This window comes from Nonlabens sp. Hel1_33_55, from assembly GCF_900101765.1.
GTDB lineage: Bacteria > Bacteroidota > Bacteroidia > Flavobacteriales > Flavobacteriaceae > Nonlabens.
Genome location: NZ_LT627735.1, coordinates 1,998,637 through 2,013,369, shown reverse-complemented (window position 1 = coordinate 2,013,369; position 14,733 = coordinate 1,998,637). Strand labels below are relative to the sequence as shown.

The window sequence follows — 14,733 nt, the reverse complement described above, 5'->3', positions numbered from 1 at the left end:
AACGGAATGATGAAATTTTTAGTTAGCATATTTCTTCTTTTAGTAGGTTACAGTGCCTTTGGACAGCAAGATGCTCAATACACGCAATACATGTATAACACAATCGCGATAAATCCGGCTTATGCCGGTAACCGCGGTATGTTAAGCGCAATCGCGTTACATCGCAGTCAATGGGTTGGTCTTGATGGTGCTCCTGAAACTCAAAGTATAAGTCTACACAGTCCAGTTGGATTGGGTAGATTAGGTTTAGGATTATCCATAGTAAACGATAAACTAGGACCTTCCAGCGAGACGTATTTCAACGGTGATATTAGTTATACGATTGAAACAAGTGCAGAAGGTAGATTGAGCTTCGGGTTAAAAGTGGGAGCACACGTTCTTGACGTTGACTTCAACAAATTGAACCTTCCACCTGGAACAGTAGATCCTGCTTTTGAAAACAATATCGATAATCGTTTGACTCCTAATATTGGTACCGGACTTTACTATCATACAGATAATTTTTACGTTGGTTTAAGTGCACCTAACCTGTTGCGTAATGAACACTTTGAGGCGTCAAATAATTCAAATACTTCCTCATTTGTGGCAGCAGAGCGTATTCACTATTACTTAACGGGTGGTTATGTGTTTGATATTAATCCTACATTAAAGTTCAAGCCTAGCACCATGCTTAAGGCTGTTGCTGGAGCACCTTTACAGGTTGATCTTACTGCAAACTTTTTGATCAATGAAAAACTGACTCTAGGAGCCGCATATAGATTAGATGCAGCAGTCAGTGGATTGATAGGTTATCAAGTAAGTGACCAGGTTAGTCTAGGATTTGCATATGATCGTGAAACTACAGACTTGGGGAACACGCAATATGATGATGGTAGTTTTGAGGTGTTCGTAAGATTCGAACTCTTTAATTCATACAATCGTTTGTTGACACCTCGTTTCTTCTAAGATACTATTATGACATTCATGTTAAGAAGAGGTTTTGTAGCAGTGATGATGGTTTTTGTATTCGCTTTCGCGAAAGCGCAAACAACAACAACAACCAACAAAACATCACCCAAAGCTGAAAGAGAATTTAAGAAGTACGCCTTCATTGACTCTAGAGAGATCTATGAGAAAATGGCTAATAAAGGTTTTAAAAGTGTAGAAATTTTTTCTAAACTGGGAGATACCTATTATTTCAATAACGATTATCAAAATGCGCTTAAGTGGTACAATCAGTTATTCAAGCTGGATAATGAGTCTATTCCTTCAGAATATTATTTTAGATATGCACAGGCTTTAAAAAGTGATCGCCAATATGCAAAGGCAGATCAGTTGCTCAAATCTTTTGCAGTCAAAGGAGATCTAGATGGTCGATTGAAATCATTGGAAAATAGCCCTAATTATTTAACTATAGTTGATTTTCAAAAAGGGAGATTTGATGTTGAGCCAGTTTCTATAAATAGTAATTATCAGGATTTTGGAACTGCTTATTACGGTCCTAGTCAAGTAGTCTTTGCAAGCGCGCGCGATACGGGCGTATTTTATAAAAGGCGTCACTCTTGGAATGAAAAGCCGTTTTTGGATCTTTATATAGCAGATCGTGATCAACAAGGGAACATGAGTAATCTCGAAAAATTTGATTCTAGGATCAATTCTATTTTTCACGAGAGTACGCCAACTTTTTCGCAAGATCTAAACACTATTTACTTCACTAGAAACAATTATGAAGATGGTGAACTAGGAGCGGATAACGATAGGGTTACTAGACTACAGATTTTCAAATCTGAAAAAACCGAGGGAAAATGGAGTAAGCCCGAAGCTGTAACTTTCTCAGAAGGCGGTTATAGTACTTCCCATCCAGCGTTAACACCTGATGGTAAAACTTTATACTTTTCCAGTAATATGCCGGGAACCATGGGGTCTGAAAACACCTTCAAGGAAACCGATATCTGGAGAGTTAATATCGAGGACGATGGCTCTTATACTGACTTAGAAAATGTAAGCATAGTGAATACAGAAGGCCGTGAAAGCTATCCCTATATCAGCCGTAGCGGTAATCTGTATTTTGCAAGTAATGGTCTACAAGGTTTAGGTGGTCTGGACATATTTGTGTCGACCATCAATAAGGATGGCTCTTTGAGCAATCCCGTAAATATTGGAGAACCAGCAAATAGTGTAGATGATGATTTTGCCTTTATTGTAGACGAAAGTGTTAATACGGGCTACTTTAGCTCTAACAGAGTTAGTCAAGGCGATAACGACGATATCTATCGATTTGTCCAAACTGAAGATCTACGACCTACCTGCGAACAGATCGTGACAGGAACTGTAACTAATTCTATTACTGACGAGCCATTGGAAGATGCCTTAGTATCTGTGGTGGATATAAACAACAATGTGGTTGTTACCAGAAGGTCTGATAGTAATGGTAAGTACGCAGTTAAATTAGAATGTGATAAAACATTCTTCATCAGAGCCGAAAAACAAGAATACAATACTGCCGAAGAGTTGGTCAATACACCAACCGTCACAGGAGTTATTGATGTTGATCTTGCGCTAGATCCAAAATCCTATAAAGGTGAAGTTGGTGACGATCTTGCAGACCTACTCAACTTAAATCCTATATATTTTGATTTTGATATGTCATTTATACGTGAGGATGCAGAACTTGAATTACAAAAAGTTCTATCAGTACTAGAAGATAATCCTACCATGACGATAGATATTAGATCTCATACAGATAGTAGAGGAACGGCGTCATACAATGAAAGGTTGTCAGATAGACGTGCTGCCAGTACGAGAAATTATTTGATCTCTAAGGGAATTGACGAGTCTAGATTAACCTCCAAAGGTTATGGTGAAAGCCAACTCGTGAATGAATGTTCAGATGGTGTGAAATGTTCTGAGGAGCAACATCAAAACAATAGACGTTCAGAATTCATTATCATCTCAATGTAAACGCACTGATTTGATAAACTAACTGAAAAGAGCCGCGCTAGCGGCTCTTTTTGCGTTTTAACTAGTCCTGTATTAATCGCAGTAAATCCTCTTGGAGAAGGAAGTAAAATGCTATTCTTGAAGAATTAATACTGTTCTACTAATAACCCAGATTAGTCTACGATTTAGATTTATGTTCAACTTCGTTTCTTCTTGAAGTCTATTCGTTAAAGATGAGCTCAACATAATGAGAAAATGCAAGCAGCTAGGTAGTTACGTCAAGTAAGCGTGGTTTAAGTGCCGAGCAATGCAGTTCAATACGTGAGTAAGGTGAATACGACTGAAATTAGTAATTAAAGCACTCACACCATTTGAAACAGCAGCGAAACGGTTAGACCCAAGAACATCCATACTTAACCAAGCCTCAATGCGATAATAATAGCTGGCAAAATGGTCTCCAATAGCATCCAAATATCTATCTACATCGCTTCTATTTCGATTCATATAGACAGCTTACATAGAAAGAGTTGAACTGATACAGGCATTTTAAAACGAGAGAATCGTATGGTTGAAATATTTGTTTGTAGAAAAAACAGAACATAAAAAAAGCCTGAAACATTAGTTTCAGGCTCTTCTTAAAAGTTATAATCTTAAAAGATTATGCAGGCATCAATACAGTATCTACTGCATGTACAACACCATTTGATTGCTTAACATCTGCAATGATTACAGTTGCTTTACCACCTTTAGCATCAGTAATAACAACTTTACCATCTACAACGCTAGCCTTAAGTTGGCCACCATTTACAGTGTCAAGAGTTGCTGTACCACCGTTTTGCTCGATCATGTTCATCAAACTTGCAGCATCAACATTCCCGCTTACAACGTGGTAAGTAAGAATTCCTGATAATTTTTCTTTGTTTTCTGGTTTTAGCAATGTTGCTACAGTTCCCTGTGGCAATGCTTCAAAAGCAGCATTTGTAGGAGCAAAAACTGTGAACGGTCCGTCACTATTTAAAGTTTCAACAAGACCTGCAGCTTGTACAGCAGCTACTAGAGTAGTCAAGTTATTTGCATTAGATGCATTTTCTACGATAGTTTGGTCTGCATACATTTTTGCACCACCTACTTCAACTGCCATAGACTCACGTTCCATCATTCTCTCTTCTTCCATTTTAAGAGAATCTGCAGTTCGCTGCTCCATTTCCATTTTTTCAGCTTCCATTTTTTCTTTGTCAGCATCCTTACAAGAAACCATGGTAAGTGTTCCTGCTAGAATTGCTACGCTTAATACTTGTGTAAATTTCATAATTGTTGATTTAATTGAGGTGTAAATATATTGTCATAAACACCTATGAAAACTACGTCTAACGTATGTTTATCAATTGATTAGCTAATATTTAACAATACTCAACTAATCCTACATATAATATGCTAATTTTCAACCATATATAAAACCGCCTAAACAAGAGTTTAGGCGGTTTTGTAATAAAAATGATCAGATTTTACTTCTCAGACTCATCTAAAGTAGCCAGATCACTATCTAACATCGCAAAGAATTTATCCAGATTAGGCATGATAACAATCTGCGTGCGACGGTTTTTGGCCATATTCTCTTTAGAATCATTTGCGACAATAGGATCGTAACTGGCTCTACCGGCAACAATTAATTGTCCTTCTGGAACATTGAATTTGGTATTCAATCTACGGGCAATAGCTGCCGCGCGTTCTGTACTTAAATCCCAATTGTCTTTAATATAGCTGCCTTCTTTTACCGTGCGGCTATCTGTATGACCTTCTACAAGAATTTCAAGAGACGGTTCAGAATTTACCACTGCGGCAATTTTTGAAAGGATATCATCTGCCTTGCTTCCCACACGGTAGCTGCTATCATTAAAGAGAAGATCATCAGCGATTTGAATCATGACAACCGTGTTCTCGATTTTCATGTCCACCTGCTGGCCAGCATTATCACCTTGTAGGCGCTGTGACATCTTATAGCTAATGGCTAGGTTAAGACTATCCTTGAGCGTGGTGGCCGTTGCCAGTTGGGCTGCAGGCACATTTTTAAGTGTGCGTCTCATTGCTTGCTTATTCTTTTCAGAAACTGCAAACTCACCATTGTTTGAGGTGACCAGCATGCCTTCCTTTTCTGACTGCAGGGAAGCAATCTTTTCATTGTAGCGATCTACTCGGGTTTCAATCGCGGCAAATTTTGATTCTAGATCTTCTTTCTCGACTCGCGTCTTTAAAAGTTCAGATCTGGTGTTGTTGTAATCAGTTTCAAGTTCGTTGTATTTTTTCTTTGATACACAACTTACTAGAACGGCGGCTATGGTTAGGGCACCAACAGCCTTGGTTAACTTGTTATTCATAATTAGGGTTTTTAGGTTGGTGTTAAAACCCTGAAATTCTCTGCTTAGTACATTGATTGTATTATCATTTTGTTAAACTGGAAAATGACAATCAGTTGTAGTGCTGGTTTTTGAGGTTGTAACGCTTTCGCGAAAGCGCAATTACCCTAAACATAAAACATCCCACGATCAGCTATCGTGGGATATTTCCATGTAATTAATACTGTGTAACTATTCGTCTTCCTTGGAAGTGGCAGTGCCGTCCATTTGAAGTTTGTTGTTGAACTCCAACGTACGAATTGGAAACGGAATGTTGATATCGTTTGCATCAAATACTTTCTTGATGGCCAGAACAGCATCGCTTTGTGCTTGTAGATTTTGCCTGTTTTTGACAGCATCTACCCAGAAACGTGTGATAAAGTTGATACTACTATCGCCAAATTCCTGATAATAGAACTCCACTTCTTCTCCATCATTTTGTGGGAACTTCTCGCTTAGGGTATCAATCGTCAATTTCTTACATAACTCGAGATCCATTTTATAGCCTACACCACAACTCACCACCACGCGCATTCTAGGCGTGAGCGTGAAGTTTTTCATGGGGTTGTCAATGATCGTCTTATTAGGGATAATCACCAGGTTATTGTCAGCCTGCTTGAGGATGAACTTATCCAGCTGTATTTCCATCACCTCACCAGCATAATCTGTAGTTTCAATCCAGTCGCCTACACGTACCTGTTTACGGAAGGATAGAATAATACCACTAATCACATTAGACATGGATCCCTGTAAAGCCAAACCTATTACAAGTCCAGAGATACCAGCACCGGCAATTATACCTTGAACAGCGTCATTAAGCTGCAGGACACTCATAGCGATGAAAATACCACCCAGAACCACAACGATAGCAACTGCTTTACCAGCAAGCCTGCGCACGCTGGCTTGGGATACTTTGCTACTTAAAAGTCGCTGTATGCCTCGATCTACATATTTTGATATAAAATAGGCCGCTATCAAAACGACGATTGCAATAGCTATATTAGGTAAATGGGCTATGAAGGAATTATACCATCCAGCTAGTTGATCCCAGATTAATTCGCCGCTGTCTTTAATTTCAATGGTTTGGTTTGCGGCGTCTTGTGATTGATCTGCCGCTTCTTGTAAAAATGTTGTCATAAAATCAAAAATATATTTTTGTTGCTTGAATCGCTACCGCTTAACAGCTTTTTACAATAAAAGTGATGGTAAGTATTCAAGTATTGAGGTGTAACTAAGTTATTTTGATAAAATTAGGGAATTTTATTTCTGGAGCAGCAATTATTCAGCTCATCCTTCATCAGTAAAAATGCCGTTATCTTTGCATTATGGAACATAAAGCAGGATTTGTAAATATCGTGGGTAATCCCAATGTTGGGAAAAGTACATTGATGAATGCGCTGGTAGGTGAGCGATTATCGATCATCACTAGTAAGGCGCAAACTACTAGACATCGCATTCTGGGAATTGTCAATGGCGATGATTTTCAGATCGTTTTGAGTGACACTCCAGGAATCATGAAACCAGCCTACAAGCTGCAGGAAAGCATGATGGAGTTCGTAAAGAATGCCTTTGAAGATGCTGACTGTATTCTATATATGGTTGAGCTGGGCGAGAAGGAACTCAAGAACGAGGATTTTGAAAAGCGACTCACGTTTGCAGAAGTTCCCATCATCGTTCTTATTAATAAGATTGACAAGGGCGACGAGACCCAACTTGCCGAGGCCATGGAACACTGGAAACAACGACTACCCAAGGCAGAAATTTTTGCGATTAGCGCGCTTGAAAACTTTGGCGTTCCAGAGCTTTTGAATCGCATTCTGGATATCCTACCAGAATCTCCAGCCTATTATCCTAAAGATGCCTTGACGGACAAGCCAGAACGCTTTTTTGTTAACGAGAGCATTCGGGAGAAAATCCTGATTCATTATAAGAAGGAAATTCCATACTCCGTTGAGATTGATACGGAGGAGTTTTTTGAGGACGAGACCATCATACGCATCAGGTCTGTCATCATGGTGGAGCGTGAGACGCAGAAGGGAATCATCATAGGCCACAAAGGGACTGCCATTAAACGGGTAGGAGTTGAGGCTCGCAAGGACTTGGAAAAATTCTTTGGCAAGCAGGTTCACTTGGAATTATACGTCAAGGTCAACAAGAACTGGCGCAGTGACGAGAAACAGTTGAAGAGGTTTGGTTATAAGGGCGAGAATAAATAGAAGTTCGCTTTCGCGAAAGCGATATCATCAAACATCTCCATAAACAAGATAGATGCTCTCATTTTAGGGAGCATTTTTTTTGGCGTAATTTGAATCGAACTAAGTTTCCAAAACTTTTTTAAAAACTCAGGCAACCATTTAAAAAGTGTTGTGTCTATGTAAGTAGAAAGCAACCAAAACGTGAAAGTGATCCAACTTTATACCAACGAGAAAAAGCTGATCGAGAAAGCTGCGCAAGGTGACCGTAAGGCACAACGCCGGCTTTATGATAAGCACGCTGGGAAAATGTTGAGCGTTTGTAGACAATATATATCACCTATTGAAAGTGCTGAAGAAATTATGCTCAATGGTTTTTTCAAGGTGTTTACAAAGCTGGAAACGTTTAATCATGAAGGGAGTTTTGAAGGTTGGGTGCGCAGGATTATGATACGCGAGTGTTTAAATACGTTACGTAAAAAAGACCCATTCAAATGGAGTAGCGAGATTGACGAAGAGCGATTTGAAGACGAGCAGGAAGAAGAAGGTGACGATTTGCCGCTGGATCAAATCCAGCAGTGTATTGATAGGTTGCCAGATGGTTACAAAAGTGTTTTTGTGATGTTTGCCATCGACGGATTGAAACACAAGGAAATTGCTTTGATGCTGGACATAAGCGAGAATACTAGTAAATCCCAATTTAGAAAAGCACGATTGATGTTGCAGGAAGAAATTAACGAGATAAAAAAGAAGCGCTATGAAGCTTAATAATATAAAGGACAAATTTGAAGATCGCGAGATTCAGCCCAGCGCAGATTCTTGGGAACGACTTTCCCAGCGATTGGATACCGGCGAGAAGAAAAGTAAGAAACCAGTAATTCTTTGGTTAAGTGGCATTGCAGCAGTTTTGATTTTGGGATGGATTGCCGCGCCAGCGTTTTTTGCTTTTCAAACTTCCCAGCCTGTGGATAATGTATTAGTCATTGAAGAAAGCAATACAATTGAAGATGCATCTAATGGAAATAAAGATGAGGAAATAGAAATTTCATCTGATTTGAACGATAGTGATAGGGAAGCAATTGTTTCTTCAGATATCCAGAAGGAATCGCAAGGATCCAGGGTTAAAGAGAAGCGACAAACTCCAGTTGTGAAAGAAGTCGGGAAAGCCAGTGTGAAAAATGACATTGCCTTTGAAACCGTTGAAAAACAAAAAGAAGGAAATCTGGTGATACAAGACGTCATTGCAAACAAAGAAACTACTGCAGTGGAAATGCAAATGACCGCACCTATAAGTGAGGCAGATCGCTTACTCAACGATGCACTCAAAAGGATAGGTTCCAAAAGCCAAATCAATACAGGTGTCGCTTCAAATGGTAAACCATCCATTGATCCACAAAAACTATTACGGGAAACCGAATGGGATCTGGAAGATCAAAAACGCAATTTATTTGAAAATACACTGCTCGATGGTCTAGGTAGATTAAAACGAGAAGCCGTCGCGCTTATTGATAGGAACCAGTAAATCAAACAAACATCAAACTATAAAAAATCTGCTTTAAAACTAGCAGACAGGAATTACTCACTTTAAACTCAACAATCATGAAAAAGCAACTACACTTTATTACTATCATTTTAATGCTTGCAGGCACATTTGCAGGTTGGGCGCAAAAAGAGGAAAAGGAACAGCCTTTTTCCTTTACTGTGGTCGACACTATTAATGGAGAAATTCGTACCGCTAGATACGAATCTGAAAAAATATATTTAGAACTTCTCGAAAGGAAAAACAATCGTATCAAGTATTTATTATTGGATAAACAGCGTTACGAATCTGATCAAAGAACACAACTAGCAAAGGAAATAAAAGACATAAACGAGAGGATTGGAAAGCTTGAAAATTACACTGTTGAAATGTCAAAAAAGGATAAGGAATTTACCGCAGAGCTATACGCTCAAAAAATATCTGCATACGATGCTATGGTAGATTCTGAAATTGCTTTTGTCGAGATAAATGGCTCGTCATTTGATAATAAAAGATCAGGTACAACCTTAAAACTTTTTGGAACACCCGGTGTTACATCAGTAGGATCTGATAAGTATCGTAAGAATATTTCGACAACATCAGGCCTAACATTAGGATTCGGTTATAATTTTATTAATGGTGACAATTTAGCTATAGATGATTTTAGTTATGGAAAAAATGAATATTTCTCAATCGGAGTAAACTGGAAAACAGCTCTGAATAAAAGTCAGACAATTAGGTTCAAATATGGTATTGAATATCAAACTCAAGGTACAGAATTGAATGGTAATCGTGCCTTCACGATTTCAGATCCCAATAACACTCAAATAGAGAGACTCAATTTTGATTTTGATAAAGCAAAATTCCGTCAGGATCAATTAGTTTTTCCAGTTCATTTTGAATTTAGTGGAACAGATCGCAAGGAGTATGAAGACGGTCGAGTGCGATACAACGATTACGACAAATTCAAGTTTGGTATTGGTGGTTATGCTGGGTTTAATTTAAGTTCAAGGTTAAAATATAAATATGAACTTGACGGTCAAGATGTCAAGCAAACCAATGTGAATGCATTTGATACTAATGCATTAGTATATGGTCTCGATGCATATTTTGGTAAAGGAGATCTCGTACTATTTGGAAGAATGGGACTCAATGATATTTTCAAGTCCGGCTCTGTGGATGGCCAGTATGTCGCTTTTGGGATAAGGTTTCAGTAGCCTTTTTGAATTAGCCTTAAGACAGTCTTTGTAGCAATAGGTTACAAGGATTGTCTTTATATTTATGTAAAATAACAACCATGAAAAAAATACTACTTGTTGGCTTTTTGTTGCTCGCCGCCGGACATATCGTACAGGCACAGGATAATGAAAAGCAACCTCAAGAAGAGGCATCACTTAACTTCTTGGACAGGATTGATACAACCCGTACGACAAGAGAAGTGCGCACTGAAGTTCATGGAGTTTTTGGGATAGGTTGGAATCAAGCGCTAGGCGATGAAAATGGGATAGGTGAAGATTACCGCTTCTGGGGTTCTGGAATCTGGGAATTGGGATTGGAATTTTCTACCCAACCATCAAAAAGTGACGATTTGATTCGATTTAACTATGGGCTAGCCTTACAATGGCAAACCTTGCGTATCAATGGCAATCGTCAATTTGTCACAAATAATGATGTGACTACCTTGGAACCTTTAGGATTTAATGTAGATAAGTCAAAATTTGAGCAGTTCACCCTTATTGCACCTTTGCATTTAGAAATAGGTCGTGGAAAACGCAAAATCTATAAAGATGATATAAGTAGGATCGATTATGATGATAGTTTTGTGGTGGGAATAGGTGGCTATTTAGGCGTCAATGGAACGACTAGCCAAATGATAAAATACGAGCGTGAAGGCCGTGATGTGACTAACAGACTCTACAATGACTTTGAGACCGAAGATTTTGTCTATGGATTAAGTGCCTATGCTGGCCTTGGGGATTTTCAGATATTCTTCAAATACGGACTTAATAGTATCTTCAAAAATTCTCCTATCGATCAAAGACAAGTGAGCATCGGTTTTAGATTTAGATAACCTTAAGTAGCATCTGATTTTGTCATGAGTTCGCTTTCGCGAAAGCGAACTCATCACCATCATTTTTCCTATTTTTGAATGGTAAATGGGAGTTGTCTAATCTAATGCCTCATTCCTAATACCTCATCCCTACAATCCATGATCGCACGTACCACCGTTGATGCCGTTTTTGACGCCGCTCGAGTAGAAGAGGTGATCGGTGATTTTGTGCAGTTAAAAAAGTCAGGTTCCAACTTTAAGGGTTTGAGTCCGTTTTCTGATGAGCGCACGCCTAGTTTTATGGTGTCGCCGGTGAAGCAAATCTGGAAGGATTTCTCCTCAGGAAAAGGTGGTAATGCGGTCACGTTCATTATGGAACATGAACATTTCACGTTCCCAGAAGCCATTAAATACCTAGCCAACAAATACGGAATAGAAGTAGAAGAAACCGAGCAAACCGATGAGCAAAAACAGATGCAGGACGAGAAGGAATCCATGTTTCTGGTTTCAAAATTTGCAGCAGAATGGTTTGCGGGACAGCTCAAAACTGAAGAAGGCCGAGCGATAGGTTATAGCTATTTTAAAGAGCGTGGTTTCAGCGATGAGACCATTAAATACTTTGAATTGGGTTACTCACCAGATCAATGGGATGCTTTTACTAATGCTGCTGTCAAGGCTGGATACAAACTGGATTTTCTAGAAAAAACCGGACTTACCATTATAAAGGACGACAAGCAGTTTGACCGATTCAAAGGTCGTGTGATGTTCCCTATACGTAGCATGTCAGGAAGAGTTCTGGGCTTTGGAGGTAGAATATTGGATAGTTCCAAAAAGGCTGCAAAATACCTCAACTCACCACAGAGCGAGATCTACGATAAGTCTAAAGTCCTCTACGGTATTTATGAGGCAAAACAGGCAATGGCCAAAGAGGATTTGTGTTACCTAGTTGAAGGTTACACAGATGTGATACAGCTGTATCAGGCAGGAATCCAAAATGTAGTTTCCAGTTCAGGAACGGCATTGACAACAGAGCAAATAAGACTGATTAGTAGGCTGACTAAAAACATCACGGTTCTTTACGATGGCGATGCCGCAGGTTTGCGAGCTGCTATTCGTGGTATCGACTTGATTCTTGAAGCAGGAATGAATGTACGCGTCTGTACCTTTCCAGAAGGTGAAGATCCAGACAGTTTTGCAAAATCCCACACGGAATCTGAAATCAGAACTTTCCTGAAAGATCATGCGGTTGACTTCATCAGATTCAAATCAGGATTGTTGAAAGATGAGGCTGCTGGAGATCCTATCAAGAAAGCAGGAATGATAAGAGAGATCGTGCAAAGTATATCTAAGATTCCAGATGAGATCTCACGTGAAGTCTACGTTCAAGAAAGTGCGGCCATTCTGGATATAGGCGAGGACGTATTGTTCTCAACCTTGGCTCAAATGCGAAACGCTGAGGTCAACGAGACTAGAAAAAAGAATCGTCGCGAGCAGGAATCTCAAACAATGCAAAAGGTTCCAAATGCACCAGCAGCAAGTGTAATAGATAGGAGAGAAGTGCTGGAACGAAATATTATTAGGATTCTACTTCTTTACGGCGAGAGGGATGAAGAATTCATTGAAGAATATATTCAGGAGCCAGACGGCAACATGATTGAGGTAATCAAGAAAAAAGAAAGCAAACCAGTTTATGAGAAGATATTCTTAGATCTTCAAGAAGATGAGGTGGAATTTTCTAATGCTTATTTCAAGAACTTATATCCCAAATTGATTGATATTTTTCTAATGCAAGGCAAGATTGATGTCAATACGGTGATGTCAGAATTAGAAGATCAGGAAGCGCAGCTTATTGCAGATTTGATTATGGATGAGGATCGATACCAGTTAAGTAGATGGGAAGAGAAGCAAATATTTGTCAAGCAAAAAGACGACACGGTTGCTACTTACGTGACAGATACGATTCTCAACTTTCGTAGATTGATGATTGCCGAAAAGGTAAAAGCATTGTACACAGACCTCAAATCTTCTGTAGAAGAAGATAATGTAGAAGCATTAACCTCAGTTATCGATTACAATAAATTAAATCAACACTTAGGAAAAAGATTAAATAGGGTAATTTAAATTATCGGGTAGTAATCTGTAAAAGTCGGGATTGATGGATGAGATCTGCAATATTGTCCACATTCAATTTTTTCAATAAGCGTGTTTTGTAAGTGCTTACTGTTTTTTCATTAATGGAAAGATCCTGAGCAATTTCTTTATTACGCTTACCTCTGGAAAGAAGGTTTAGAACTTCAATTTCTCTCGTAGATAATGTTTTGAACTTTAAGATCTCTTGTTTTTCTGCATCAGGACTTTTCTTATTCTTGATGTTTTCAGAAATAAATCGTTCTCCTTTAATAATAGTAAGCAAGGCATTCTTGACTTCCTTAACGGTACGGGTTTTAGAGATAAAACCTCGCGCACCAGCTTTTAAGGATGAAACTGCATAAATTTCTTCTGGATGACAGCTTACTACAAGTACTTTAAGATCTGGAAACCGGTCTCTAATTTGTCTAAGAGAACCTACACCATTTGAATTAGGTAAATCGATCTCAAGAATAAGAACATCTGGTTCTTGTTTCTCAATTTCAGAGATTAAATATTTTCCATCTTCAACTTTTCCCTTAAAATCAAATGTCTTGTCGCCTTTCAACATACATTTTAATCCTCTACGGAAAACAGGATGATGATCAGCTATTAGAATTTTCATTTAATTTTTTTCAAAAGGTATTGCAAAGATAAATTCATCAATAATACTTCCTACAAAAACTTCCGTAGGTATAAACCTACTTTAGAATACTTTATGATATCGAACTATCGTAGGCGGTCATTGAATTCCCACACAGGAATAGGGTTCATTTTATGCTGATTTCGAGAATTGTAGGAAAAATATATGTTTAAGACATCTCTATTTCTCCCTGTAAAAGATTCAACAGAATGACCTTCAGCAAGCTGTTTCATCGCCCATTCAAGCTCATCGTAAGTTGCACCTATTTGATCCTCATCTGTTCTTTCTGCTCCATAGAGTCCATCGCTAGGTGCTGCTTCCATGATGCTTTTAGGTACTTTCAAATGATCACCTAGTTTATACACCTCACTTTTCATCAAATCTGCAATAGGACTTATGTCAACTCCACCATCACCATACTTCGTATAGAACCCAACGCCAAAGTCCTCTACTTTATTGCCCGTACCAGCCACTAATAAACTATTCATCCCAGCGTGAAAGTAAAGAGTCGTCATGCGCAGTCTCGCTCGTGTATTTCCTTCAGTCAGCGCTCTTACTGCATCGAGACCGCCATCAGGCATAGCCTTGATAAACGTATCAAAAACAGGAGTCAAATCACTACGCACATCACGCACGTTAGAAAACCGCTCTTTTAGTTGATTGATATGCTCTTGCGCTCTAGAAACATGATCTGCATGTTGGTGAATAGGCATTTCAACACACAAGACATCCAGACCAGTCATGGCACATAGGGTTGAGGTAACCGCACTATCAATGCCGCCACTAACACCTACAACATAACCCTTAACACCTGCGTTAAGAGCATAATCTTTAAGCCATTTTGCGATTGCTGTCGCTACCTTTTCTGTTTGCATAATCGTATTTTTGCC

At 38.9% G+C, this 14,733-nt stretch carries 14 protein-coding genes; 8 read left to right on the top strand and 6 right to left on the bottom strand.

Features of this window, described 5'->3' with window-relative positions; all coding sequences use genetic code 11:
- Window positions 1–6 precede the first annotated feature (6 nt).
- Window positions 7–945: a type IX secretion system membrane protein PorP/SprF gene (locus BLO34_RS09020; RefSeq protein ID WP_172823983.1), complete on the top strand. Its 939-nt coding sequence runs from the start codon at window positions 7–9 to the stop codon at window positions 943–945.
- Between the two features lie 9 nt (window positions 946–954).
- A complete protein-coding gene (locus BLO34_RS09015) occupies window positions 955–2,940 on the top strand; it encodes an OmpA family protein (RefSeq protein WP_090754614.1) in 1,986 nt (661 codons plus the stop codon).
- A gap of 252 nt (window positions 2,941–3,192) precedes the next feature.
- Here the strand turns inward: BLO34_RS09015 and BLO34_RS14570 are convergent, their stop codons facing one another.
- The 4 genes from BLO34_RS14570 to BLO34_RS09000 all read right to left on the bottom strand — a co-directional run bounded on the left by BLO34_RS14570 (window position 3,193) and on the right by BLO34_RS09000 (window position 6,449).
- Window positions 3,193–3,423, bottom strand: a complete 231-nt coding sequence (locus tag BLO34_RS14570; RefSeq protein ID WP_157686750.1) for a hypothetical protein — start codon at window positions 3,421–3,423, stop codon at window positions 3,193–3,195.
- A 154-nt stretch (window positions 3,424–3,577) separates the two neighbouring features.
- The gene (locus tag BLO34_RS09010) at window positions 3,578–4,228 is read right to left on the bottom strand and encodes a fasciclin domain-containing protein (RefSeq protein ID WP_090754612.1); all 651 of its coding nucleotides are present in this window, start codon (window positions 4,226–4,228) and stop codon (window positions 3,578–3,580) included.
- 196 nt (window positions 4,229–4,424) lie between these two features.
- A complete protein-coding gene (locus tag BLO34_RS09005; RefSeq protein ID WP_090754610.1) occupies window positions 4,425–5,294 on the bottom strand; it encodes a flagellar motor protein MotB in 870 nt (289 codons plus the stop codon).
- Window positions 5,295–5,504: 210 nt separating this feature from the next.
- Complete coding sequence (locus tag BLO34_RS09000; RefSeq protein ID WP_090754608.1) at window positions 5,505–6,449, bottom strand: mechanosensitive ion channel family protein; 945 nt, start codon at window positions 6,447–6,449, stop codon at window positions 5,505–5,507.
- A gap of 188 nt (window positions 6,450–6,637) precedes the next feature.
- On the opposite strand from BLO34_RS09000, the gene era reads away from it, so the two are divergent.
- From era to dnaG, 6 genes are all read left to right on the top strand, one after another.
- Window positions 6,638–7,528 carry a GTPase Era gene (gene era, locus BLO34_RS08995; RefSeq protein ID WP_090754606.1) on the top strand — a complete coding sequence of 297 codons (891 nt, stop codon included), beginning with the start codon at window positions 6,638–6,640 and terminating at the stop codon, window positions 7,526–7,528.
- Between the two features lie 180 nt (window positions 7,529–7,708).
- Entirely contained in the window at window positions 7,709–8,272 is a 564-nt protein-coding gene (locus tag BLO34_RS08990; protein WP_090754605.1) for an RNA polymerase sigma factor, read from the top strand.
- Entirely contained in the window at window positions 8,262–9,026 is a 765-nt protein-coding gene (locus BLO34_RS08985) for a hypothetical protein (RefSeq protein WP_090754603.1), read from the top strand. The genes BLO34_RS08990 and BLO34_RS08985 overlap by 11 nt, the downstream gene beginning before the upstream one ends.
- A 77-nt stretch (window positions 9,027–9,103) precedes the next feature.
- The gene (locus BLO34_RS08980; RefSeq protein ID WP_090754601.1) at window positions 9,104–10,240 is read left to right on the top strand and encodes a hypothetical protein; all 1,137 of its coding nucleotides are present in this window, start codon (window positions 9,104–9,106) and stop codon (window positions 10,238–10,240) included.
- Between the two features lie 80 nt (window positions 10,241–10,320).
- Window positions 10,321–11,094 carry a hypothetical protein gene (locus BLO34_RS08975; protein ID WP_090754599.1) on the top strand — a complete coding sequence of 258 codons (774 nt, stop codon included), beginning with the start codon at window positions 10,321–10,323 and terminating at the stop codon, window positions 11,092–11,094.
- A gap of 138 nt (window positions 11,095–11,232) precedes the next feature.
- Window positions 11,233–13,194, top strand: a complete 1,962-nt coding sequence (gene dnaG, locus BLO34_RS08970) for a DNA primase (protein ID WP_090754597.1) — start codon at window positions 11,233–11,235, stop codon at window positions 13,192–13,194.
- Between the two features lies 1 nt (window position 13,195).
- Here dnaG and BLO34_RS08965 read toward each other — a convergent pair whose 3' ends face one another.
- Window positions 13,196–13,825: a response regulator gene (locus tag BLO34_RS08965; RefSeq protein WP_090754595.1), complete on the bottom strand. Its 630-nt coding sequence runs from the start codon at window positions 13,823–13,825 to the stop codon at window positions 13,196–13,198.
- Between the two features lie 104 nt (window positions 13,826–13,929).
- Window positions 13,930–14,718 carry an NAD(+) synthase gene (nadE, locus tag BLO34_RS08960; RefSeq protein WP_090754593.1) on the bottom strand — a complete coding sequence of 263 codons (789 nt, stop codon included), beginning with the start codon at window positions 14,716–14,718 and terminating at the stop codon, window positions 13,930–13,932.
- Between the last annotated feature and the right edge of the window lie 15 nt (window positions 14,719–14,733).